The sequence below is a fragment of the Curtobacterium sp. CFBP9011 genome (genome assembly GCF_034045095.1).
In the GTDB taxonomy this organism is placed as follows: Bacteria; Actinomycetota; Actinomycetes; order Actinomycetales; family Microbacteriaceae; genus Curtobacterium.
The window spans coordinates 461,480-482,739 of record NZ_JAXCWN010000001.1 but is presented as its reverse complement, the minus strand read 5'-3'; the positions used below and the strand labels follow the sequence as shown (position 1 = coordinate 482,739).

General features: G+C 71.0%; 22 protein-coding genes. 4 read left to right on the top strand and 18 right to left on the bottom strand.

The window, feature by feature from the left end; all coding sequences use genetic code 11:
- Positions 1–14: 14 nt before the first annotated feature.
- The 14 genes from dapF to SOM35_RS02190 all read right to left on the bottom strand — a co-directional run bounded on the left by dapF (position 15) and on the right by SOM35_RS02190 (position 14,954).
- A complete protein-coding gene (gene dapF, locus SOM35_RS02255) occupies positions 15–905 on the bottom strand; it encodes a diaminopimelate epimerase (RefSeq protein ID WP_111075494.1) in 891 nt (296 codons plus the stop codon).
- On the bottom strand, positions 902–1,933 hold the full coding sequence (miaA, locus tag SOM35_RS02250; RefSeq protein WP_320514232.1) for a tRNA (adenosine(37)-N6)-dimethylallyltransferase MiaA: 1,032 nt from the start codon (positions 1,931–1,933) through the stop codon (positions 902–904). The genes dapF and miaA overlap by 4 nt, the downstream gene beginning before the upstream one ends.
- Entirely contained in the window at positions 1,920–3,449 is a 1,530-nt protein-coding gene (gene miaB, locus SOM35_RS02245; RefSeq protein ID WP_320514231.1) for a tRNA (N6-isopentenyl adenosine(37)-C2)-methylthiotransferase MiaB, read from the bottom strand. Before miaB ends, miaA begins: the two co-directional genes overlap by 14 nt.
- Before the next feature lie 142 nt (positions 3,450–3,591).
- Positions 3,592–4,512: a regulatory protein RecX gene (locus SOM35_RS02240; RefSeq protein WP_320514230.1), complete on the bottom strand. Its 921-nt coding sequence runs from the start codon at positions 4,510–4,512 to the stop codon at positions 3,592–3,594.
- Positions 4,509–5,561, bottom strand: coding sequence for a recombinase RecA (gene recA, locus SOM35_RS02235; protein WP_110904761.1), 1,053 nt, complete (start codon positions 5,559–5,561; stop codon positions 4,509–4,511). The genes SOM35_RS02240 and recA overlap by 4 nt, the downstream gene beginning before the upstream one ends.
- A gap of 276 nt (positions 5,562–5,837) precedes the next feature.
- Entirely contained in the window at positions 5,838–6,062 is a 225-nt protein-coding gene (locus tag SOM35_RS02230) for a DUF3046 domain-containing protein (RefSeq protein ID WP_111075496.1), read from the bottom strand.
- 70 nt (positions 6,063–6,132) lie between these two features.
- Positions 6,133–6,441, bottom strand: a complete 309-nt coding sequence (locus SOM35_RS02225; RefSeq protein ID WP_110823882.1) for a helix-turn-helix domain-containing protein — start codon at positions 6,439–6,441, stop codon at positions 6,133–6,135.
- A gap of 154 nt (positions 6,442–6,595) precedes the next feature.
- Positions 6,596–7,111, bottom strand: a complete 516-nt coding sequence (locus tag SOM35_RS02220; RefSeq protein WP_320514229.1) for a CinA family protein — start codon at positions 7,109–7,111, stop codon at positions 6,596–6,598.
- Positions 7,108–7,740, bottom strand: a complete 633-nt coding sequence (pgsA, locus tag SOM35_RS02215) for a CDP-diacylglycerol--glycerol-3-phosphate 3-phosphatidyltransferase (RefSeq protein ID WP_320514228.1) — start codon at positions 7,738–7,740, stop codon at positions 7,108–7,110. Before pgsA ends, SOM35_RS02220 begins: the two co-directional genes overlap by 4 nt.
- A gap of 4 nt (positions 7,741–7,744) precedes the next feature.
- On the bottom strand, positions 7,745–10,759 hold the full coding sequence (locus SOM35_RS02210) for an FtsK/SpoIIIE family DNA translocase (RefSeq protein ID WP_320514227.1): 3,015 nt from the start codon (positions 10,757–10,759) through the stop codon (positions 7,745–7,747).
- 102 nt (positions 10,760–10,861) lie between these two features.
- Positions 10,862–12,538 carry a ribonuclease J gene (locus SOM35_RS02205; protein WP_111075499.1) on the bottom strand — a complete coding sequence of 559 codons (1,677 nt, stop codon included), beginning with the start codon at positions 12,536–12,538 and terminating at the stop codon, positions 10,862–10,864.
- Between the two features lie 47 nt (positions 12,539–12,585).
- Positions 12,586–13,563 (bottom strand): 4-hydroxy-tetrahydrodipicolinate synthase, encoded by a 978-nt coding sequence (gene dapA, locus SOM35_RS02200; RefSeq protein ID WP_111075500.1) that lies wholly within the window; start codon positions 13,561–13,563, stop codon positions 12,586–12,588.
- Positions 13,564–13,614: 51 nt separating this feature from the next.
- Positions 13,615–14,130 carry a dihydrofolate reductase gene (locus tag SOM35_RS02195; protein ID WP_221850571.1) on the bottom strand — a complete coding sequence of 172 codons (516 nt, stop codon included), beginning with the start codon at positions 14,128–14,130 and terminating at the stop codon, positions 13,615–13,617.
- Entirely contained in the window at positions 14,130–14,954 is an 825-nt protein-coding gene (locus tag SOM35_RS02190; protein ID WP_320514226.1) for a thymidylate synthase, read from the bottom strand. The genes SOM35_RS02195 and SOM35_RS02190 overlap by 1 nt, the downstream gene beginning before the upstream one ends.
- A gap of 41 nt (positions 14,955–14,995) precedes the next feature.
- Between SOM35_RS02190 and SOM35_RS02185 the strand changes: the two genes are divergently transcribed.
- Positions 14,996–15,898, top strand: coding sequence for a TIGR01777 family oxidoreductase (locus SOM35_RS02185; protein WP_320514225.1), 903 nt, complete (start codon positions 14,996–14,998; stop codon positions 15,896–15,898).
- A gap of 54 nt (positions 15,899–15,952) precedes the next feature.
- Here SOM35_RS02185 and SOM35_RS02180 read toward each other — a convergent pair whose 3' ends face one another.
- Both SOM35_RS02180 and SOM35_RS02175 read right to left on the bottom strand, forming a co-directional pair.
- Positions 15,953–16,360 (bottom strand): tetratricopeptide repeat protein, encoded by a 408-nt coding sequence (locus tag SOM35_RS02180; protein ID WP_221850595.1) that lies wholly within the window; start codon positions 16,358–16,360, stop codon positions 15,953–15,955.
- A 47-nt stretch (positions 16,361–16,407) separates the two neighbouring features.
- A complete protein-coding gene (locus SOM35_RS02175; protein ID WP_320514224.1) occupies positions 16,408–17,154 on the bottom strand; it encodes a 4-hydroxy-tetrahydrodipicolinate reductase in 747 nt (248 codons plus the stop codon).
- Positions 17,155–17,176: 22 nt separating this feature from the next.
- Here SOM35_RS02175 and SOM35_RS02170 point away from each other — a divergent pair, with 22 nt between their 5' ends.
- Positions 17,177–17,668 (top strand): GNAT family N-acetyltransferase, encoded by a 492-nt coding sequence (locus tag SOM35_RS02170; RefSeq protein WP_320514223.1) that lies wholly within the window; start codon positions 17,177–17,179, stop codon positions 17,666–17,668.
- A 72-nt stretch (positions 17,669–17,740) separates the two neighbouring features.
- Here the strand turns inward: SOM35_RS02170 and SOM35_RS02165 are convergent, their stop codons facing one another.
- Positions 17,741–18,343, bottom strand: a complete 603-nt coding sequence (locus SOM35_RS02165) for a histidine phosphatase family protein (RefSeq protein WP_111075506.1) — start codon at positions 18,341–18,343, stop codon at positions 17,741–17,743.
- Between the two features lie 8 nt (positions 18,344–18,351).
- On the bottom strand, positions 18,352–19,686 hold the full coding sequence (locus SOM35_RS02160) for a M16 family metallopeptidase (protein WP_221850566.1): 1,335 nt from the start codon (positions 19,684–19,686) through the stop codon (positions 18,352–18,354).
- A gap of 248 nt (positions 19,687–19,934) precedes the next feature.
- Here SOM35_RS02160 and SOM35_RS02155 point away from each other — a divergent pair, with 248 nt between their 5' ends.
- Together SOM35_RS02155 and SOM35_RS02150 are read left to right on the top strand one after the other, a co-directional pair.
- Complete coding sequence (locus tag SOM35_RS02155) at positions 19,935–20,606, top strand: TetR/AcrR family transcriptional regulator (RefSeq protein WP_320514222.1); 672 nt, start codon at positions 19,935–19,937, stop codon at positions 20,604–20,606.
- An 84-nt stretch (positions 20,607–20,690) separates the two neighbouring features.
- Positions 20,691–21,218, top strand: a complete 528-nt coding sequence (locus SOM35_RS02150) for a YbhB/YbcL family Raf kinase inhibitor-like protein (protein ID WP_320514221.1) — start codon at positions 20,691–20,693, stop codon at positions 21,216–21,218.
- Positions 21,219–21,260 lie beyond the last annotated feature (42 nt).

Genomic DNA, 21,260 nt, shown 5'->3' with positions numbered 1-21,260 from the left:
GGGCGGGACGGGACTCAGACCGTCAAGTCCCCCGAGAACACCAGCTCGGCCGGCCCGGCGAGCGACACGTGCTCGCCGTCCTCCGTCGCCGTCATGCGCACCGTGAGCACGCCACCCGGCACGCGGACCCGCCACGTGTTCGGCGCCGACGCTCCGGCCCAGTACCGCGTGGCGAGCGCCGCGGCCACCGCGCCGGTGCCGCAGGACAGCGTCTCCCCGCTGCCGCGCTCGTGCACGCGCATGGTGATCTCGCCGACGCCGTCGGTGACCAGCGGGTCGCCGGGCAAGACGAACTCGACGTTCGCCCCCGCGGCCGGTGCCGGGTCGAGGACCGGGATGTAGGTGAGGTCGATGCCGGCGAGTTCGTCCTCGCTGGCGACCGCGACGACGACGTGCGGGTTGCCGACGTCGATGCCCAGGCCGGGTCGTGCGTTCGGCAGGGCCTTGGCCCGGACCAGGACGTCGTCCGATCCCCCACCCTCGATGCCCAGGCCCCAGCGTCCGAGGTCCGCGGCGAACCCGTTCGTGGAGCGCTGGATGTCGACGACGCCCTTCCGGCTGCCGACCGTCAGCGTGCGCCCCGGCTCGAGGTCGACGAGCCCCGCTTCGGTCAGGTAGCGGGCGAAGACGCGGATGCCGTTGCCGCACATCTCCGCCACCGAGCCGTCGGCGTTGTGGTAGTCCATGAACCAGGTCGCGTCGGGGTCCTCGGCGAGGATCGCCCGCCCCTCCGGGATCGCCTCGGAGCGCACGGCACGGATGACGCCGTCGGCCCCGACTCCGAACCGCCGGTCGGCGATGGCGCGGATCCGGTCAGGGGTCAGGTCGACCGTGGCGTCGGGGTCGGCGAACAGGACGAAGTCGTTGCCGGTCCCGTGGCCCTTGGTGAAGTGCAGCTCGGTCACGGGACGATCCTACGGGCCAGCTCGGACAGCTCCGCCGTGCCGGCGCCGGTGACGTCGAGCGTCTCGACGTGGGTGGTGTCGCCGTCGGCGTAGCGCTTGAACCAGGACACCTGCCGACGGGCGTACTTGCGGGTGGCGATGCTGGTCGCCTCGATGGCCTGTGCGACGCTCGCCTCGCCGCGGAGGACCTGGAGCGCCTGCGCGTAGCCGATCGCGGCGCGGGCCGTGGGGCCCTGCTCGAGCCCCTCGTCGCGGAGTGCGGCGACCTCGTCGACCAGTCCGTCGGCGAACATCCGCTCGGCCCGCACGCGCAGCGCCTCGACGAGCTGTTCACGGTCGCGGCGCAGGTGCAGGACGTGGGCCGGCCGCCAGGACCGCGGGGCGGACGGGAGGCTCGGGGTGACGCGGTCGGACCGGCTCGCGATCTCCACGGCGCGGATCAGACGGCGTGGGTTCCGCGCGTCGATGACGGCGGCGGCCTCCGGGTCGAGGGCTCGGAGCCGCTCGAGGAGGACGTTCGGCCCACGCTCGCGGTGCTCACGTTCGAGTTCTTCGCGGAGGACGGGGTCGGTGCCCGGGAACGCGAGGTCGAACAGCACCGACGAGACGTACAGCCCGCTGCCACCGACGAGGACCGCGACCCCGCCGTCCTCCGTGATGTCGGCGATGACGGCGCGGGCGTCGCGTTGGTAGGCGGCGACGCTGGCCTCGTCGGTGACCCGGAGGACGTCGAGCATGTGGTGCGGGATGCCCCGTCGCTCGGACTCGGGGACCTTCGCCGTCCCGATGTCCATGCCGCGGTAGAGCTGCATGGCGTCGGCGTTGACGATCTCCGCCCGTCGTCCCTGCGCTCGGTACCGTTCGGCGATGTCGAGGGCGAGCTCGGACTTGCCGGTACCGGTCGCCCCGACGACCGCGACGAGGGGCGCGACCGCGACGAGGGGGGCGACCGGGACGAGGGAGGCGACCGGGACGAGGGAGGCCCCGGGGACGGCCGGGACGTCGCCGCTCAGGTCAGCGGCCGACACGGAGCGTGGGGAGGCCGAGCGACACCGGGCGGGGCCCCTCGCCGGCGACGGTCGGGGTCGGGACGCCGCAGGACTCGGCCTGCGCGGTGTCCCAGGCGTCGCCGGCCCGGGTGCGCCGGATGCGGAGCGGTGCGTCCGAGTCCGCGAGGAGGAAGTGCGGCGCCGCTCGGGTGATCTCCACCGAGACGACGTCGCCGGGCCGCGGGACGTCGGACCCGGCCGGGACGGCGAAGTGCACCAGGCGGGAGTCCTCCGCGCGGCCGGACAGCCGGTGCGTGGTCTCGTCCTTCTTGCCCTCACCCGTGGCGACCAGGACCTGGACCGTCCGGCCGACCTGCCGGGAGTTCTCCTCGGCGGTGATGCGCTCCTGCAGGGCGATGAGTCGCTCGTACCGTTCCTGCACGACCTGCTTCGGCAGCTGCTCGTCCATCGTCGCCGCCGGGGTGCCGGGGCGGATCGAGTACTGGAACGTGAACGCCGTCGCGAAGCGGGCCTGCTCGACGACCCGGAGGGTGTCCTGGAAGTCGGCTTCGGTCTCGCCGGGGAAGCCGACGATGATGTCGGTCGAGATCGCGGCGTGCGGGATGGCCGCCCGCACCCGGTCGAGGATGCCGAGGAACCGCTCGCTGCGGTAGCTGCGGCGCATCGCCTTGAGCACCCGGTCGGACCCGGACTGCAGCGGCATGTGCAGCTGCGGCATCACGTTCGGGGTCTCCGCCATCGCGGCGATGACGTCGTCGGTGAACGCGGCGGGGTGCGGGCTGGTGAAGCGCACACGCTCGAGACCGGCGATCTGCCCGGTGGCGCGGAGGAGCTTGCCGAACGCCTGGCGGTCGCCGAACTCGACGCCGTAGGAGTTCACGTTCTGTCCGAGCAGGGTGACCTCGATCGCGCCGTCGTCGACGAGTGCCTGGATCTCGGCCAGGACGTCACCCGGGCGGCGGTCCTTCTCCTTGCCGCGCAGGGAGGGCACGATGCAGAACGTGCAGGTGTTGTTGCAGCCGACGGAGATCGACACCCAGCCGCTGGAGGTCGACTCCCGCTTGGTGGGCAGCGTCGACGGGAAGACCTCGAGCGACTCGAGGATCTCGAGCTGTGCCTCGCCGTTGTGCCGGGCACGCTCGAGGAGGGTCGGCAGCGACCCCATGTTGTGCGTACCGAAGACGACGTCGACCCAGGGCGCCTTCTCGAGGATGACGTCCTTGTCCTTCTGCGCCAGACATCCCCCGACGGCGATCTGCATGCCCGGGTGGTCGCGCTTGATCGACGCCAGGCGGCCGAGGTTGCCGTAGAGGCGCTTGTCGGCGTTCTCGCGGACCGCGCAGGTGTTGATGACGACGACGTCGGCCTGCTCGTCCGTGTCGCCGTCAGCACCGGAGCCGGCGGCCACGGTGCCGGCGGCCACGTAGCCGGCAGCACGGAGGGAGCCGCTCAGACGCTCGGAGTCGTGCACGTTCATCTGGCACCCGTACGTGTGCACCTCGTAGGTACGCGGGCGCGAGGCGACGGTCTCCATGATCGTCCAGTGTAGGTCCGGACCGGTCCGCTCCCGGAGGCACTGCGGGCCCGATCAAGCCAGGCCGGCCCGGCCCGGCACGAAGAAGGCCGGAGCGCGTCCGCTCCGGCCTTCCTGGTTCGTCGAGCTCGATCGCCGCGCTTCACTCGAAGCGGACGGTCCCACCCCCGGTCGTCGGACGTCGCGGTCCGTCCAGGGCTCGCTCGACGGCGACGCGGACGACGCCCCCGTTGTAGCCCTTGCGCATCAGGAACCCGGACAGCCGACGTTCGGCGGTCGCCCGGTCCAGGCCACGCATCTGCCCGGCACGCTTGGCAGCCAGGTCGAGCGCGCGGACGAACTCGTCGTCCTCGTCGTCAGCGGCGGCTTCGAGCGCGGCGTCGATCGCCGTCTGGTCGATCCCCCGGCGCCGGAGGTCGGCGACGATCGCCTGCCGGCCCAGGCCCTTCCGCGCGTGCATCCGGTCGACCAGGTCGGTCGCCAGTGCCACGTCGTCGAGGAGCCCGACCCGCGTCAGCCGTTCGATCTCGTGCTCGATCACGTCGGCATCGAACTCGTCCTGCTTGACGAGCATCGTCCGGAGCTCGGAGGTGCTGACCCCGCGACGACTCAGGGCTCGCATGCTGATGCGCTCAGCGTCCGCACGCTGTTCGTCCAGCGGCCGCGGGGCGTCGGCGGGGTCGATCTCCCCGCCGGTGATCGAGAAGACCGAGGCGGTCGGAGCGTCGGCTTCCTCACCGTCGTACCCGCTCTGCTCGGCACGAGCCGTCCGCCCCGAACCGTCGCCGACCACGGGAGACAGCCACTCGGACTGTGCCCCGCGGATCGGCAGCGGCACCGGGGTGTCCGCGTCGGCGCTGTTGACTTCCGCGCCAGCGCCGGGGTCAGCGCCAGCACCGACGTCAGCACCAACGGTGCTGTCGGAACCCGGAGACGCGTCTGCGGGACCGGTCGGCTCCGGGCCTGCGGCGCGGGACCCGGCAGCGGACGAACCGCGACGGGACCGCGCACCGAACAGGTCGGTGACCGGCGCGAGGTCCGCGTCGTCGTGTCCGGCCGTCACGCGCCCTTCGCGACCTTCGGCGCGATGGACTCGACCGGTGCGGCTTCCTTGGCCCCGCCGACGCCGAGCTTGGCGAGGATCTTGCCCTCGATCTCAGCGGCGATCTCGGGGTTCTGGATCAGGAAGGCGCGGGAGTTCTCCTTGCCCTGCCCGAGCTGGTCGCCGTCGTACGTGTACCAGGCACCGGACTTCTTGACGATGTTGTGGTCGACACCGAAGTCGAGCAGCGAACCTTCGCGGGAGATGCCGACGCCGTACAGGATGTCGAACTCGGCCTGCTTGAAGGGCGGTGCCATCTTGTTCTTGACGACCTTGACGCGGGTCCGGTTGCCGACGGCTTCGGTACCGGTCTTCAGGGTCTCGATGCGGCGGATGTCGAGGCGGACGGAGGCGTAGAACTTCAGCGCCTTACCGCCGGACGTGGTCTCCGGCGAACCGAAGAACACACCGATCTTCTCGCGCAGCTGGTTGATGAAGATCATCGTGGTCTGCGTCTGGTTCAGCCCACCGGCGAGCTTGCGGAGGGCCTGCGACATCAGGCGGGCCTGCAGACCGACGTGCGAGTCACCCATCTCGCCCTCGATCTCGGCGCGCGGCACGAGTGCTGCGACGGAGTCGATGACGATGAGGTCGATGGAGCCCGAACGGACGAGCATGTCTGCGATCTCGAGCGCCTGCTCGGCAGTGTCCGGCTGCGACACCAGCAGTGCGTCGATGTCGACGCCGAGCTTCTTGGCGTACTCCGGGTCGAGCGCGTGCTCGGCGTCGATGAACGCTGCGATGCCACCGTTGCGCTGGGCGTTGGCGATGGCGTGGATCGTCAGCGTCGTCTTGCCGGAGGACTCCGGGCCGTAGATCTCGATGATGCGGCCACGGGGAAGTCCGCCGATGCCGAGCGCGACGTCCAGCGCGACGGAGCCGGTGGGGATGACGGCGACCGGAGCGCGCTCGTCGGTACCGAGGCGCATCACGGCACCCTTGCCGAACTGACGGTCGATCTGGGCGAGTGCGGTCTCGAGGGCCTTCTCGCGGTCTACTGCTGATGGCATGGGATGCTCCTTCGTGCTGGTGACGGCCGCCTGTAGGCTGTCGCGTCCGGACCGGCCGATGGTGCAAGGCCACTCGTTCTGCGACAAGGCTTCGGACGTGTTCCGATGTCCATGAACCTACGGCCGCCCACCGACATCACTGCCGTGGCGAGCGTCGGTTGTGGATGGAGCATCCGGTCAACGTCGCTGTGCAGGAACGTAGCACCGACCGAACACGTGTTCGAGCGACACGCCGAACAGGTGTTCCCATCGAGGTGGGCGGAACAGACCCGCTCGTCAGTCCCGCGGGTCCTGCAGACCGCGCCCGTGCCGACGCGCTTCCGGGACGTCCTGCGAGTCGCACAGCGCTTCCCAGACCGTGCGGGCATCGATGCCCGCGGCCAGGGCGTCTGCTGCCGATCGACCGCCGAGCTGCTCGAGCACGACGTCCCGCGCGACGACGGCCCCGTAGGCATCCCCGAACACCTGGTCGACGGCTCGCCAGAACTCACTCACGCGCATCGGACCACCCTAACAACGGGGAACGCCCCCGCCGGCGGACCGGCGAGGGCGTTCGTTCGTGCGATGGGCCTCAGCGCACCGCGAGGTCGTTGTCGAACTCGGCGACGAGTTCATCGGGAAGCGTGTCCGGGACCCGGGTGAGTCCTTCGACCACCGCGAGGCGGTCGCCCACTTCGCGCATGATCGTCGAGATGGGGGTGTCGAGAGCATCCGCAACCGAGGCGAGGATCTCCGAGCTGGCTTCTTTCTGACCACGCTCGACCTCGCTGAGGTACCCGAGGGCAACGCTGGCCTTGGACGCGACCTGACGGAGGGTCCGGCCCTTCTGCAAGCGGAAGTCCCGCAGCACATCGCCGATTTCCTGACGAACGAGAACCATGAGAACTCCTCCTTCCTGTCATCTCCGCGCCCGCTCGGTCGGGATGACCGAGCTCGGGTTCGGCAACGATGAGGTTGCCGGTTGCAGCATGTTAGCCAGTGCGGCTGCCGTCCTGCTGGAGATTGCGTGAGATGTAACCTGACGGTCACGCCGCCTATTCCACGCCCTGCAGTCTGGATCGCAGTCGTGCCAGGAGTTCGGAGACGACGGCCCGACGGATTGCTCCGCGGTCCCCGTCCAGGTGCAGTTCGACCGCTTCCGCACCGGCCGCGCTGGCGATTCCGACGAACACGGTCCCGACCGGCTGACCGTCCTGGGGATCCGGTCCGGCGACACCCGTCGTGCTGATGCCCCAGGTCGCCGGGACGTCGTCGACCGCCAGCGCCATCCGGACACCCGCGGCCATCTGGCGCGCGACCTCCGGATCGACCGCACCGTGTTCGGCGAGCAGCTCGGCATCGACGCCGAGCACGGTCGCCTTCACCGGGGTCGCGTAGGCCACGACTCCCCCACGCACGACCGCACTGGCTCCGGGGACGCCGACCAGCTCCGCCACGACGAGTCCGCCGGTCAGCGACTCCGCCACCGCGACGGTCTCACCGCGAGCGGTCAGCTCCGCGACGAGCGCACGAGCGACGTCAGTGACCGGAGCGGAGGCCGGGAGGGTCACGCTGCGGTCCGGTTGTGCCGCCACGCCTGCACGAGGTAGTCCACCCCGCTGGCGACCGTCGCGACGACCGCTGCGGTCATGAAGATGCCGTTGACCCAGTGCGCCAGGTCGCCGACGAGGTTCCACCACGGGAACAGCGCGAGCGTGAGCGCGACGGCCTGCAGCACCGTCTTGATCTTGCCGCCGCGGCTGGCCGGGATCACCCGGTCGGACAGCACCGCGAACCGGAAGACCGTGATGCCGATCTCGCGCACCATGATCAGCACCGTCACGTACCAGGGCAGTTCACCGAGGATCGACAGGGCGACGAGCGCGCCGCCGATCAGCACCTTGTCGGCGATCGGGTCGACGAGCTTGCCGAAGTCGGTCACCAGGTTCTGTCGGCGGGCGATGATGCCGTCCGCGCTGTCGGTGACGATCGCCACGACGAAGAGCACCGCGGCCCAGATGCGCACCGGGCCGTCCGCACCGGCGTCGGCCAGCAGCAGGACGAAGAACAGCGGCGCCATGAGGATGCGCACCACGGTGATGATGTTGGCGACGTTCGCGGTGGACGCGGGGCCGGGACCCTTGCGGAGGATCCGGCCACGCCACGGGAACCGGTTCGTGTTGCCGTCAGAGGCGGTCATGGTCTCACTCCCTGCCCGTCAGGCCCCAGGCGTCTTCGTCGTCGTCATCGCCTGTCACCTCATCGTACCCACGCGTCATGCCGGCGACCGGGTCGTTGCCGTACCGGTCGTCGGACTCCGTGGCCGAGGTCGGCACCGCGGCGGACGACGACGGCAGGGCGGCGGTCGGTGCTGCCGCGGCAGGTGCCGGCGGCTCCTCACCGCGGAGCTTCGCGAGCACCGACGGCAGCTGGTCCCCGGTGACGAGGACGTCGCGCGCCTTCGACCCCTCGGACGGACCGACGATGTCGCGGGACTCCATCAGGTCCATGAGACGCCCCGCCTTCGCGAAGCCGACACGGAGCTTCCGCTGCAGCATCGACGTCGACCCGAACTGCGTCGAGACGACCTGCTCGACCGCCGCGAGCAGCAGCTCGAGGTCGTCGCCGATGTCGGCGTCGATCTCCTTGCGCTCGACCACGGCCGCGACGTCCTGGCGGTACTCGGGCTGTGCCTGCCGGGTGACGTGCTGGACGACCTCGGCGACCTCGCTCTCCTGCACCCAGGCGCCCTGCACGCGGACGGCCTTCGAGGAACCCATCGGCAGGAAGAGCGCGTCGCCCTGGCCGATGAGCTTGTCGGCACCCGGCTGGTCGAGGATGACGCGGGAGTCGGTGACGCTCGTCACGGCGAACGCGATCCTGGACGGCACGTTCGCCTTGATGAGGCCGGTGATGACGTCGACCGACGGACGCTGCGTGGCGAGCACGAGGTGGATGCCGGCGGCGCGGGCGAGCTGGGTGATCCGGACGATCGACTCCTCGACGTCGCGCGGGGCGACGAGCATGAGGTCCGCGAGCTCGTCGACGACGACGAGCAGGTACGGGTACGGCTTGAGCTTCCGCTCGCTGCCCGCCGGCAGGACGATCTCCTCGTTCTGGACGGCCTTGTTGAAGTCGTCGACGTGGCGGAACCCGAAGGACGCCAGGTCGTCGTACCGCATGTCCATCTCCTTCACGACCCACTGCAGCGCTTCGGCCGCCTTCTTCGGGTTCGTGATGATGGGCGTGATGAGGTGCGGGACCCCGGCGTAGATCGACAGCTCGACGCGCTTCGGGTCGACCAGGACCATGCGGACCTCGGACGGCTTCGCGCGCATGAGCAGCGAGGTGATCATCGAGTTGATGAACACCGACTTGCCGGAGCCGGTGGAGCCTGCGACGAGCAGGTGCGGCATCTTCGCCAGGTTCGCGACGACGAAGCCGCCCTCGACGTCCTTGCCGACGCCGATCGTCATCGGGTGCTTGGACTTGGTGGCTGCGCTCGAGCGGAGGACGTCACCCAGGGACACGATCTCGCGGTCGCTGTTCGGGATCTCGACGCCGATCGCGCTCTTGCCGGGGATCGGCGAGAGGATGCGGACCTCGTTCGAGGCCACCGCGTACGACAGGTTCTTCGACAGGGCGGTGACGCGTTCGACCTTGACGCCCGGGCCGAGCTCGATCTCGTACCGCGTGACCGTCGGCCCACGGGAGAACCCGGTGACCCGCGCGTCGACCTTGAACTCGGTGAGCACACCGGTGATCGCCGCGACGATCTCGTCGTTCGCCTGGCTGCGCGCGACCGAGGGTGTGCCCGGAGTCAGCGTGGACGCGGCGGGCAGGCGGTACGGGTGGGCCGGGTCGTCGGTGCCGGCGACCGGCAGGCCCTCCGGCTCGTCCTCGACCCCGACCTCGCCGAGGTCGGACGCACCCGACACGACGGGCACAGACGGGACCGGCGCGACGGCCGGCGCTGCAACGGCGGCAGCGCTGGACGGGAGGCCCGTGGCCACGGCCGCCGCGACGTCGCGGTCCGGACGGAACGCCTCGGTCGGTGCGGCCGCGGCCGCGGGCGACCCGAAGTCGCGGAGCGCCTGCTCCGCACGGTCGAGGTCGTCGGCGACGTCCTGCTCGAGGGAGTCGTTCAGGTTGACCGATTCGGGCTCGGCCGGCGTCAAGTCGCGGAGCCCGGCGGCAGCACCGGCAGCACCCGCACCGCGCGGACCGGCACCGGCGGCAGCCGCACCGGCCGGCGGGATGACCGGGCTGTCGAACGCCGGGTCCTCTTCGCGCCCGGACTTGTTGCGCCGCCACCAGGGCAGGTGTTCGTCCGCGCCCGGGTCGATCGGAGCGCCGTCCTCGTCGAACCCGAGGTCCTCGAACAGCGGGAAGTCCTGGGACTGCCCCTTCGCGCCACGCTTCCGGGTCGGCTTCGTCGCGACCGCCCCGGTCTCGGCAGCACTCGGGGTCTCGTCCGTCTCCGCCGCCGGGCCGGGAGCCCCGAACAGGTAGGCGTAGAGCTCGTGCAGACGCCGACCGAGCTGGTTCGGCGGCGTCTTGGTGATGATGAAGAGCGAGAGTGCGAGCAGCACGACCGCGACCGGGACGGCGACCCAGGCCGTGGCGACCGCGACGAGCCAGCCGATGACGACCCAACCGAGCACCCCACCGGCCGCGGCGAGGGCGGGCATGCCGTCCACCGCGCTCGGCTGCCCACCGAACACGTGACACAGCGACGCGATCGACACGAGCATCAGCCCCAGGCCGATGCCGATCCGGGTGTTGTCGTGCACGGACGCCGGGTGCCGGAAGAGCCAGCCGGCGAACACGACCATGATCACGGGCAGCGCGAACGCCAGCCGACCGAACAGCCCGCCGAACGTGTACGCGTCGAGGGCGATCGACACGGCGTTCGTCGGGTTCAACCACTCGACGACCCCGCCGGCGATGGCCAGGACGAACAGCAGGAACGGGAACCCGTCGCGGCGCTGGTCCTTCTCGAGGGACTCCTTGCCGAGCAACCGGAAGCCGGCACCGACGCCGTGCGCCATGCCGAGCCACGCCGTCACGAGCGGGTTCTGCTCGCGGAACACCGGTGTCGGTGCCGCCTGCGGCAGTTTCTTCGTGGCCTGGGTACGCGACGTCCCGCGCGACCCGCCTCCACGGGTCGACGATGACGACGCGCGCGTGCGCGTGGTCGACTTGGTGCCTCCGGCCATGGGGACGACCCTAACGCCAGCCGACGACGAAGGACGAGAGGCCCGCCGCAGCGTCCGTGGCGGACGTGCGACGGGCCTCCCGTCAGTCGGGTCTGCGAGGCGTCAGGCCTCGATGACCACCGGCACGATCATCGGACGACGACGGTGCTTGGTGTTCACCCAGCGACCGACCGTGCGGCGGACCACCTGGCTGAACGCGTGCGCGTCACGCGTGCCGTTGCCCGCCGCGTCGGCCAGGGCCTTCGCGATCTGCGGACGCACGTCGTCGAACACCGAGTCGTCCTCGGCGAACCCGCGCGACTGGATCTCCGGGCCGATGACGCACTGGCCGGTCGTGAAGTCGACCGCGCAGAAGACGGTGATGAAGCCCTCTTCGGCCAGGACGCGGCGGTCCTTGAGGTCGGCGTCGGTGATCTCGCCGACCGTGGAGCCGTCGACGTACACGTACGCGATGTCGAGCTGCCCGGCGACCGTGACCTGGCCGTCCTTGAGGTCGACGACGGTGCCGTCCTCGCCCAGGATGACGTTGCGCGGCGGGACACCCGTCTGGATCGCCAGGTCGGCGTTCGCGAACAGGTGGCGGTGCTCGCCGTGCACGGGCATGACGTTGCGCGGACGCAGGATGTTGTAGCAGTAGAGCAGCTCGCCGGCGGAGGCGTGTCCGGAGACGTGCACCTTGGCGTTGCCCTTGTGCACGACCTTCGCGCCGAGCTTCGTCAGACCGTCGATGACGCGGTAGACGGCGTTCTCGTTGCCCGGGATCAGCGACGAGGCGAGGATGACGGTGTCGCCCTCGCCGATCTCGATCTGGTGCTCGAGGTTCGCCATCCGCGCCAGGACGGCCATCGGCTCGCCCTGGGACCCGGTCGACATGTAGACGATCTGGTCGTCGGGGACGTTCTTCGCCTTCTTCGTGTCGATGAGCACGTTCTCCGGCACGCGGAGGTACCCGAGCTCGGCGGCGATCGTCATGTTGCGGATCATCGAGCGCCCCATGAACGCGACCTTGCGGTTCGCGGCCGCGGCGGCGTCGAGGACCTGCTGCACGCGGTGCACGTGGGACGAGAAGCTCGCCACGACGACCTTCTTGCGGGCCTTCGTGATGATGCTCTCGAGCACCGGGCCGATGTCGCGCTCCGGTGCGGTGAAGCCCGGCACGTCGGCGTTCGTCGAGTCCGGCAGGAACAGGTCGACGCCGAGCTCACCGAGGCGCGCGAAGGCACGGAGGTCCGTGATCCGGTCGTCCAGCGGGAGCTGGTCCATCTTGAAGTCGCCGGTGTGCAGCACGCGGCCGGCCGGAGTCGTGATGGCGACGGCGAGGGCGTCCGGGATCGAGTGGTTCACGGCGACGAACTCGAGGTGGAACGGACCGATCTGCTCGGTCTGGTCCTCGGCCACGTTCAGCGTGTACGGCTTGATCCGGTGTTCCTTGAGCTTCGCCTCGACGAGCGCGAGGGTCAGCGTGGAGCCGATCAGCGGGATGTCACCGCGGAGCTTCAGCAGGTACGGGACGGCGCCGATGTGGTCCTCGTGACCGTGCGTGAGCACGACACCGAGGACGTCGTCGAGGCGGTCCCGGATCGGCGCGAAGTCCGGCAGGATCAGGTCGACACCGGGCTGGTGCTCCTCGGGGAAGAGCACGCCGGCGTCGACGATGAGGATCTTGCCCTCGAACTCGTACACGGTCATGTTGCGACCGATCTCGCCGAGTCCCCCGACGGGGATGACTCGGAGGGTTCCGGGTTCGAGCGGCTGGGGAGTCGAGATCTGTGTGGGCATTCGGTCCTACGGATTCGGGCGACGCGCGGTGAGCGCGCCACGGTTCGTCAACGGGTGGTGCCTGGCACCTTCGGTAGTGCACCGCCGGCCGCTGCGTTGCGGTCGGGGCGGAAGTTGGAGAAGTCGGCGCCCGGGACGTCGACGACGGCTTCGAGCGAGGTCTCGATGGCGTACGCCTCGGAGTCCTCCGGGCCGACGAGGGGCAGCCGGACGCGCGGGCTGCCGATGCGCCCGAGGCCGTGCAGCACGTACTTCGCCGCCACGGTGCCGGGCACGTGGGTCATGACCGCGCGGACGAGCGGCTCGAGGCGCTTGTGCTCGGCGGTCGCGGTCGCCAGGTCGCCGCGGTTCACGGCGTCGACGATCGTGCGGTACGGGGCACTCGTGATGTTCGCGGTCACGCCGATGAGCCCGGTGGCGCCGATCGACAGGTGCGGGAGCACGTTCGTGTCGTCGCCGGAGAAGTACATGAGGTCGGTGTTGTTGAGCACGCGGGACACCTCGGCGAAGTCGCCCTTGGCGTCCTTCACGGCGAGGATGTTCGGGTGCTTCGACGCACGGAGGATCGTGTCGTACGTGATCGGGATGCCGGTGCGGCCGGGGATGTCGTACAGGATGACCGGCAGGTCGGTCGCGTCGGCGATCATCCGGAAGTGCGTGAGGACACCGGCCTGGGTCGGCTTGTTGTAGTACGGCGTGACGATCATGACGCCGTCGGCGCCGGCGCGCTCGCTCTGCTTGTAGAGGTGGATCGCGTGGGCGGTCTCGTTCGAGCCACCGCCGGTGATGATCTTCGCGCGGCCCGCGGCGACGGACTTGCCGACCTCGACCAGCCGGAGCTTCTCCGGGTCGGTGAGGGTGGAGGTCTCGCCGGTGGTGCCGGTGACCACGATGCCGTCGGCGCCCGCAGTGATGCAGTCGTCGATGTGCTGCTCGACGCCCGGCCAGTCCACCTCGCCGTCGGCGGTGAACGGGGTCACGAGCGCGACGAGGACCTGGCCGAAGGGATTCTCACGCGTGGACACGGAGACCAGCGTACCGGGCCGAGCGCGCACGGCGTCCGTCCACCCGGACGGTCAGCGGCGGCGCCACTCCAGGAAGCGGTAGCGGGTGCCGGTCCGGGACTCCTGCCAGGGGCCGTCCTCGACGAGCTCCCACGCGTCGTCGATGGTCGGCGCGCGGGTGTCACCGGCGACCACGACGTCGACGATCGTCTCGGCGATGCGGTCGGCACGCGCCAGGGCGTCCTGGTAGACGGCACCACCGCCGATCACCCAGACCGGTCCACCGGCCGACTGCGCCTGTCCGATCGCCGCATCGAGGTCGTGGACGACCTCGGCGCCCTCGGCGTGGAACGCCGGGTCGCGGGTGAGCACGAGGTTGCGGCGACCGGGTAGCGGGCGGAACCGCTCCGGCAGGGACTGCCACGTCCGCCGGCCCATCAGCACGGTGCCGGTGCCGGTCACGGTGCGGAAGTGGGCGAGGTCCTCCGGGACGTGCCACGGGATCCCGCCGTCGGCGCCGATGACGCCGTCCGTGGAGCGGGCCCACACCAGACCGACGGAGCCCGGACCACCAGCCCCGTCCGCCATCAGACCGCGACCTTGCCCGAGATCGCCGGGTGGTGCTCGTAGCCGACGACGGTGATGTCCTCGTACTCGTAGTCGTCGATCGAGTCGCGCGGGGCGAGCTCGAGCGTCGGCAGGGGGAACGCCGTGCGTGACAGCTGCTCCCGGACCTGCTCGACGTGGTTGTCGTAGACGTGGCAGTCGCCGCCGGTCCAGATGAAGTCGCCGACCTCGAGCCCGGTCTGCGCGGCGACCATGTGGGTGAGCAGGGCGTACGAGGCGATGTTGAACGGGACGCCGAGGAACATGTCCGCGCTCCGCTGGTACAGCTGGCACGAGAGCTTGCCGTCGTTGACGTGGAACTGGAAGAACGCGTGGCACGGGGCCAGCGCCATGTTCGGGATGTCCGCCACGTTCCAGGCCGAGACGATGAGCCGGCGGGAGTCCGGGTTGCTCCGGATCTGCTCGATCACCTGGGCGATCTGGTCGACGTGCTCGCCGGACGGGGTCGGCCACGAGCGCCACTGCACGCCGTAGACCGGTCCGAGGTCGCCGTCCTCCCCCGCCCACTCGTTCCAGATCCGGACACCGTGCTCCTGCAGCCAGCCGACGTTCGAGTCGCCGCGGAGGAACCAGAGCAGCTCGTACGCGATCGACTTCATGTGCACGCGCTTGGTGGTGATGAGCGGGAAACCCTGCGACAGGTCGTAGCGCAGCTGGGCACCGAACAGGCTGCGGGTCCCGGTGCCGGTGCGGTCGCCCTTCGGCGAGCCCTCCTCGAGCACTCGGCGCAGCAGGTCTTCGTACGGCGTGGGGTTCTCGGTCACGACGTCGAGCCTAAGCGACATGGTCCCGGGCTCACGGTCAGCTGACTGGGTACCGTGGCGGCATGACCCAACAGTCGCTCTCGATCCTGGTCGCCGGCGCATCCGGCTTCATCGGGACGCCCCTGGTCCGTGCCTTCCGTGACGCCGGCCACCACGTCTCGACGCTGGTCCGCCGGGAACCGCGCACCCCGACCGAGTTCCGCTGGGCCCCGGGCGAGCGGCCGCTCGACCCGGCCGTCCTGGACGGCGCGGACGTCGTCGTCAACCTGGCCGGGGCGAGCCTCGGCAAGCTGCCCTGGACGGCCTCGTACCGTCGTGCGATCCGGTCCTCCCGGATCGACTCGACGACGACCCTCGTCGAGGCGATGCGCGCCGCGAGCACCCCGCCGCGGGTCTTCCTGTCCGGCTCGGCGTCCGGCGTCTACGGCGACCGTCCCGTCGACGTGCTCGGTGACGACGCGGCCGTCGGCACCGGGTTCCTCGCCGACGTCTGCCGCGCCTGGGAGGCGGCGGCCGAGCGGGCACCGGAGGGCGTCCGTGTCGTCCTGCTCCGCACCGGCATCGTCGTCGGCCAGGGCGGTGGCGCGCTCGCGCCGCTGGTCCCCCTGACGAAGGCCGGCGTCGGCAGCCGGCTGGGCACCGGTGGCCAGTACTGGCCGTGGATCGCCCTGGAGGACGAGGTCGGCGCGATCGTGCACCTCGCCACCGCCGACGATGTCTCCGGTCCGGTGAACCTGGCCGGCCCCGAGCCCGCCGTGGCCGAGCGGATCACCAGGCGCGTCGCCGAGGACCTGCACCGCCCGTACCTGTTCCGGGTGCCGGCGTTCGCGCTCCGTGCGGTCCTCAAGGACGCAGCCGACGAGATGCTGCTGTCGAACCAGCGGATGGAGCCGACGAAGCTGCTCGAGTCCGGCTACACGTTCCGGTACACCCGGGCCGAGGACGCCGTCGACGCGGCGTTCTGAGCGTCGGCGACGCTGAGAGTCGGCCAAGGGGCCGGGCCCGGGGCCGGGACGGGGTCACCGCGCGTGGGTCAGCGCCGTCCGCATCGCGGCCCGGGCCCGCTTCCGGTCCCCCGCGGCGTCGTAGACCACCCCGAGGCGGTACCAGGCGCGCCAGTCGTCGGGTGCCGCCTCGACCGCTGCCCGGTACTCGGGGAACAGCTCGTCGGCCGCCGCGCGCGCGGGGCGTCCGGAGGGCCGGACGTCCACCACGTCGTCCGGCGCACCGCCCTCGCGCTCGAGTCGGGTGCCGAGCCGGGTGATCCGCAGCCCGAAGCGGAGTTCGAGCACGAGGAGCAGCGCACCGATGACGGCGATGACGATGAGCGCGACGCCGATCCCGATGCCGACCGGGATCCCCGTCGACAGGAACGCGACCGCCCGCTGTCCGACGAGTACGATGTAGACGACGAGCAGGACGGTCATCAGCAGCACGCCCCAGAGCGGTGACCGGAGGCCTCGCACGACCGCCCCTAGCCGATGCCGAGGACGGAACCGAGCCCGACCGTCAGGCCGCGCATCGACCCCACGGCCTGCAGCGCCGCGCGGATGCCGGGCAGGTACGCGGTGTCGTCGCCGGTGTCGTGCCGGATCGTCAGCGTCTCGCCGGGGCCGCTCAGCACGACGTCCTGCACGGCCTTCACGCCGGGCAGTCGGAGCGAGTGGATCGGCACGCTCGCGACCTGCTGGCCGCGGGCCCGCTGGTCCACGTGCGGCGCGTCGACCGGACCGACGTCACGACGGGCGTCCGCGATGAGTTCGGCCGTCCGGACCGCGGTGCCGGACGGTGAGTCGATCTTGCCGGCGTGGTGGCTCTCGACGATCTCGACCGAGGGGAACCACGGAGCCGCGATCGTGGCCAGGTGCGTGCCGACGACGGAACCGATCGAGAAGTTCGGGACGACGAAGGCACCCTGCTCGGGGCGTGCCTCGAGCGCCGTCCGCAGCGTGCCGAGCCGCTGCCCCGACCACCCGGACGTGCCGACGAGCACGTTCGCCCCGGTTGACAGCGCGTTCTCGACGATCGCCGGGCTGAGTGCCGGGACCGTCACGTCGACGACGATCCGCGCCCCGGCGAACACCGCGCCGTCCGCCTCGTGTGCGCGGTCGGCGGACGACAGCCGGGCGACGAGCGCGAAGTCGGGCAGTTCCTCGACGACGGCCGCCACGAGGGCACCGAGCCGACCGGAGGCGCCGACGACGGCGACGGGAGTGACCATGCCTCCATCCTAGGATCGGGGCATGCCCGAGGATCGCAGCCAGGTCACCGTCCGCACCGTCAGCGCCGGCGCTCCGGAGGTCGACGTCCTGCTCGACCGGTACCTCGACGAGCGCGAGGCGACCTTCCCGAGCACGCAGGGCACGTACACCCGCAAACGCACCCCGACGCCGGAACTCACCCCGCCGAACGGCACCTTCCTGGTCGCGTACGACGGGGACACGCCGCTCGGCTGCGGCGGGCTCCGGCGCATCGCCGACGACGGCGACGACGTCCGCTTCGAGGTGAAGCACGTCTTCGTCCTGCCCGAGGGGCGCGGCCGTGGGGTCGCGACCGCCGTGATGGACGTGCTCGAGCAGGCCGCGGTCGACCTCGGCGCGACGAGCATCGTCCTCGACACCAACGACGCGCTGGTCGCGGCCGGCGCGATGTACCGCAGTCGCGGCTACGACCGGGTGCCGGCCTTCAACGACAACCCGAACGCGACCGCCTGGTACCGCAAGCCGGTCCGCTGACGCATCACGGGCCTCCCGGGAGGAACGGTGCCGGGCCGACCCGCCGGTCGCGACCCGCAGACCGGAACGGCCCTAGAGCGGCTGCGGCACCGGCAGGCCGGTGCGGAGCTCGACCGGCAGGTGCGCGAGGTCGTTGAGCGTCACGAGCTCGGCGGGCTTCGCCGAGCGGATCCGGATGATCGTCAGCGAGCTGTGGGCCACGTTGGTGCCCATCCAGCGCCACTCGGGGGCCTGGAAGACCTCGCGGACGAACCAGCCGATGACGGCGTTGTGGGTGATGAGCAGGTCGTGCCGGTCCTCCATCGCGGGGGTGAACCACTCCGCGACGGCGTCGCCCATCTGCGCCTGACCGGCGACGATCTCCTCGTCGGTGATCCCGCCGTACCAGCCCTTGTACGCGTGCGGCATGTCGGGCGTCGGGCCGGACGGGATGCAGTCGAACAGCAGGGTGGACGGCTCGGGCTGGATCGCCGGCAGACGCTGCTGCAGGAAGGACGCGGTCTCGCTCGGCGCCTCGAGCGGGGAGTGCCAGACGCCGTCGAAGGGCACACCACCCAGGCGGTCGGCGATCAGCATGGCCTGGCGCTTGCCGCGTTCCGAGAGCTTGCCGTCACGGAGGCCGTGCTCGGCGTCCTGGTGTTCGCCGTGGCGGACGAGGTAGAGGTAGTGCGACATCGTGGAGGTCAACCGTCGATCCCGAGCGCCACTGCCAGACGCTCGCGCTGGACGTCGCCGACGACGGCGGTCACCGTCGGTCGGGTCAGGAGGTCGCGGGACAGGTCGAGCACGTCGGCGGCGGTGACGCGGTCCACCCGCTCGAGCGCGGTCGCCAGGTCGGTGAACTCCCCGGTGCCGAGCTCGGCGCGACCGAGGCGGGTCATCCGGGCGTCGGAGTCCTCGAGCGAGAGCGTCAGCGCGCCTTCGATCTGGCCCTTCGCGCGTCGGAGCTCTTCGTCGGTGATGCCGTCGTCGGCCATCCGGCGGAACTCGCCGTCGATGATGTCGATGACCCCGGCGACGTTGTCCGGAGCACAGCCCGCGTAGACGCCGAAGGCACCGTTGTCGAGGTAGGCCGGGGCGAAGGACGACACGGCGTACGCCAGGCCGCGGCGCTCGCGCACCTCCTGGAAGAGCCGGGAACTCATGCCGCCACCGAGCACGGCGTTGAGCACGCTGAGCACCGGACGGCGGTCATCGCGGAGGTCGAGGCCCTGCGACCCGCGCAGCATGCTGACCTGTTCGGTCGGCCGGTGCACGACCGCCAGCGACGACTCGACCGGGTCGGCGGCGGGACGGGCCTGGCGACGAGCGAGGGGCACGGCCGGGGCCGCGTCGGCGAAGACCGCCTCGACCAGGGCGCAGAAGTCGTCGTGGTCGACGGCGCCGGCGGCGGTCACGACGATGCCGTTCGGCTCGTAGTGCTCGGCGTAGTGCGCCATCACCTCGTCCCGCTGGACCTCGCGGATGCTCTCCGGGGTACCGCCGATCGGGCGTCCCAGGGCGTGCCCGTCGAAGGTGGCGGCGAAGAAGGCCTCGCCCGCGACGTCGGCCGGGTCGTCCGCCGCCATCGCGAGCTCTTCGAGGATGACCCCGCGCTCGATGTCGAACGCCGAGTCCTCGAGCGTCGAGTTCGTCACCATGTCACCGATCACGCCCACGGCCATCGGGACATCGGTGTCCCGGACCCGGGCGTAGTAGCAGGTGTACTCCTTCGCGGTCGCGGCGTTGTGCTCGCCGCCGACGGAGTCGAAGGCGACGGCGATGTCGAGGGCACTGCGCTCGGTCGTGCCCTTGAAGAGGAGGTGCTCGAGGAAGTGCGTCGAGCCGAACTGTCCGGCTCGTTCGTCACGTGATCCGACACCGACCCAGTACCCGATGCTCGTGGAGTGGACGGACGGGACGGCTTCGGTGAGCACACGGACGCCCGAGGCGAGAACGGTGCGCCGGACGAGGGCTCCACCGGACGTCACGAAGGACGTTTCCGGAGCCTCGAGCGGCAGCGGCACTGGGCGGTTCATCGTCATGACTCTACTGAAGCGCGGACACCCGTCGCCCAGTTTGACGGGCTTGCGGGGCACGCCACTCGAAGTGGGGTACAAGAATTGTGGACAGACCGACTCGTCTGTCTGTCCTCCTCGTGCTACAGTGAAGTCACCGGGTCGAGAGCCCCCCTAGATCTCGACCCGGTGGCTCGGGACATCAGTCCTGCGCGGCAACGAGTCCCCCCACTCCGCCGCGGAGCCGATGACCCAAGGAGAGCCACGCTGTGACGGTCGATTCCCCCCAACCGACCGTCCAGCGTCTCCTGGGTCAGCGTCTGCAAGGACCGGCCCCGAGCACCCAGAACCTTCCGTCGCCGGACGGGTCGAGCGTCCCCCCGGCTCCCCGTACCGGCGGCGCGAAGGTCCGGATCCTCGAGACGGCCCTCCGGCTGTTCTACGAAGAGGGCATCCACGGCGTCGGCGTCGACCGCCTCATCTCCGAGGCGAGCGTCACGAAGGCGACGTTCTACAAGCACTACGGCTCGAAGGACAACCTGATCCTCGCCTACATGCACGAGCAGCACGCTCGTGTGCAGGCCCGCATGGACCGGATCGTCGCCGGCGCGGACGCCCCGGAGTCAGCGGTCCGCGCCTGGGTCGACGCCCTGGCCGCCGAGGTCAACCAGGCCGAGTTCCGCGGCTGCGCGTTCCTCAACGCCGCCGCCGAGTACCACGACCCCCGCGACCCGGTCCGTCAGGTCGTCGCCATGCACCGCGACTGGTACACCGAACGCCTCGGCGACCTGCTGCAGGACTCCGGTCACCCGCTGCCGGGCGACGGCGCCGACGAGCTCATGCTCGCGCGCGACGGGGCGATGAGCGGTGCCTACGCGGGCGACGCGATCGCCGCGACGGCAGCACTCGGTCGCGTGGCCGAGCGCGTGCTCGCCGCCTGACCGCAGCCGCCTGACCGCAGCTGCCTGAGCACTCCCCCGGGTCGTTCCCCGGTTCCGTCGGGCCGGTGGGTGTTGGCTCGGAGCATGACCAACGACCCCAACTGGAACCTGCCGGACGTCCCGACCTTCGACCTCACCAGCCCCGAGTTCACCGACGGCGGCACGCTGCCGCAGGAAGCCCGTGGCGTCGACGCCGGCGGCGCGGACCGCTCCCCCGAACTGACCTGGTCCGGCGCCCCCGAGGGCACCCAGAGCTTCGTCCTCACCGTGTACGACCCTGACGCCCCGACCGGCTCCGGCTTCTGGCACTGGACCCTGTCGGACATCCCCGCCTCGGTCAGCTCGCTGCCGCAGGGCGCCGGCACCGACGACGCCCTGCTGCCCGCCGGCGCCACACGCCGCCGCAACGAGTTCGGCACCGACACCTTCCTCGGTGCCGCTCCGCCCGCCGGCCACGGCCCGCACCGCTACGTCTTCACGCTGAGCGCGCTGGACGTCCCGACGCTCGAGGTCCCCGCCGAGGCGACCCCGGCCGTCGTCGGCTTCATGTTCCGCGAGCACCTGCTCGGTCGCGCGCAGCTCGTCGGCATCCAGGAGACGCCCGCCTCCTGACCGCACGACAACGGCCGCCGTCCAGCAGGACGGCGGCGGTTG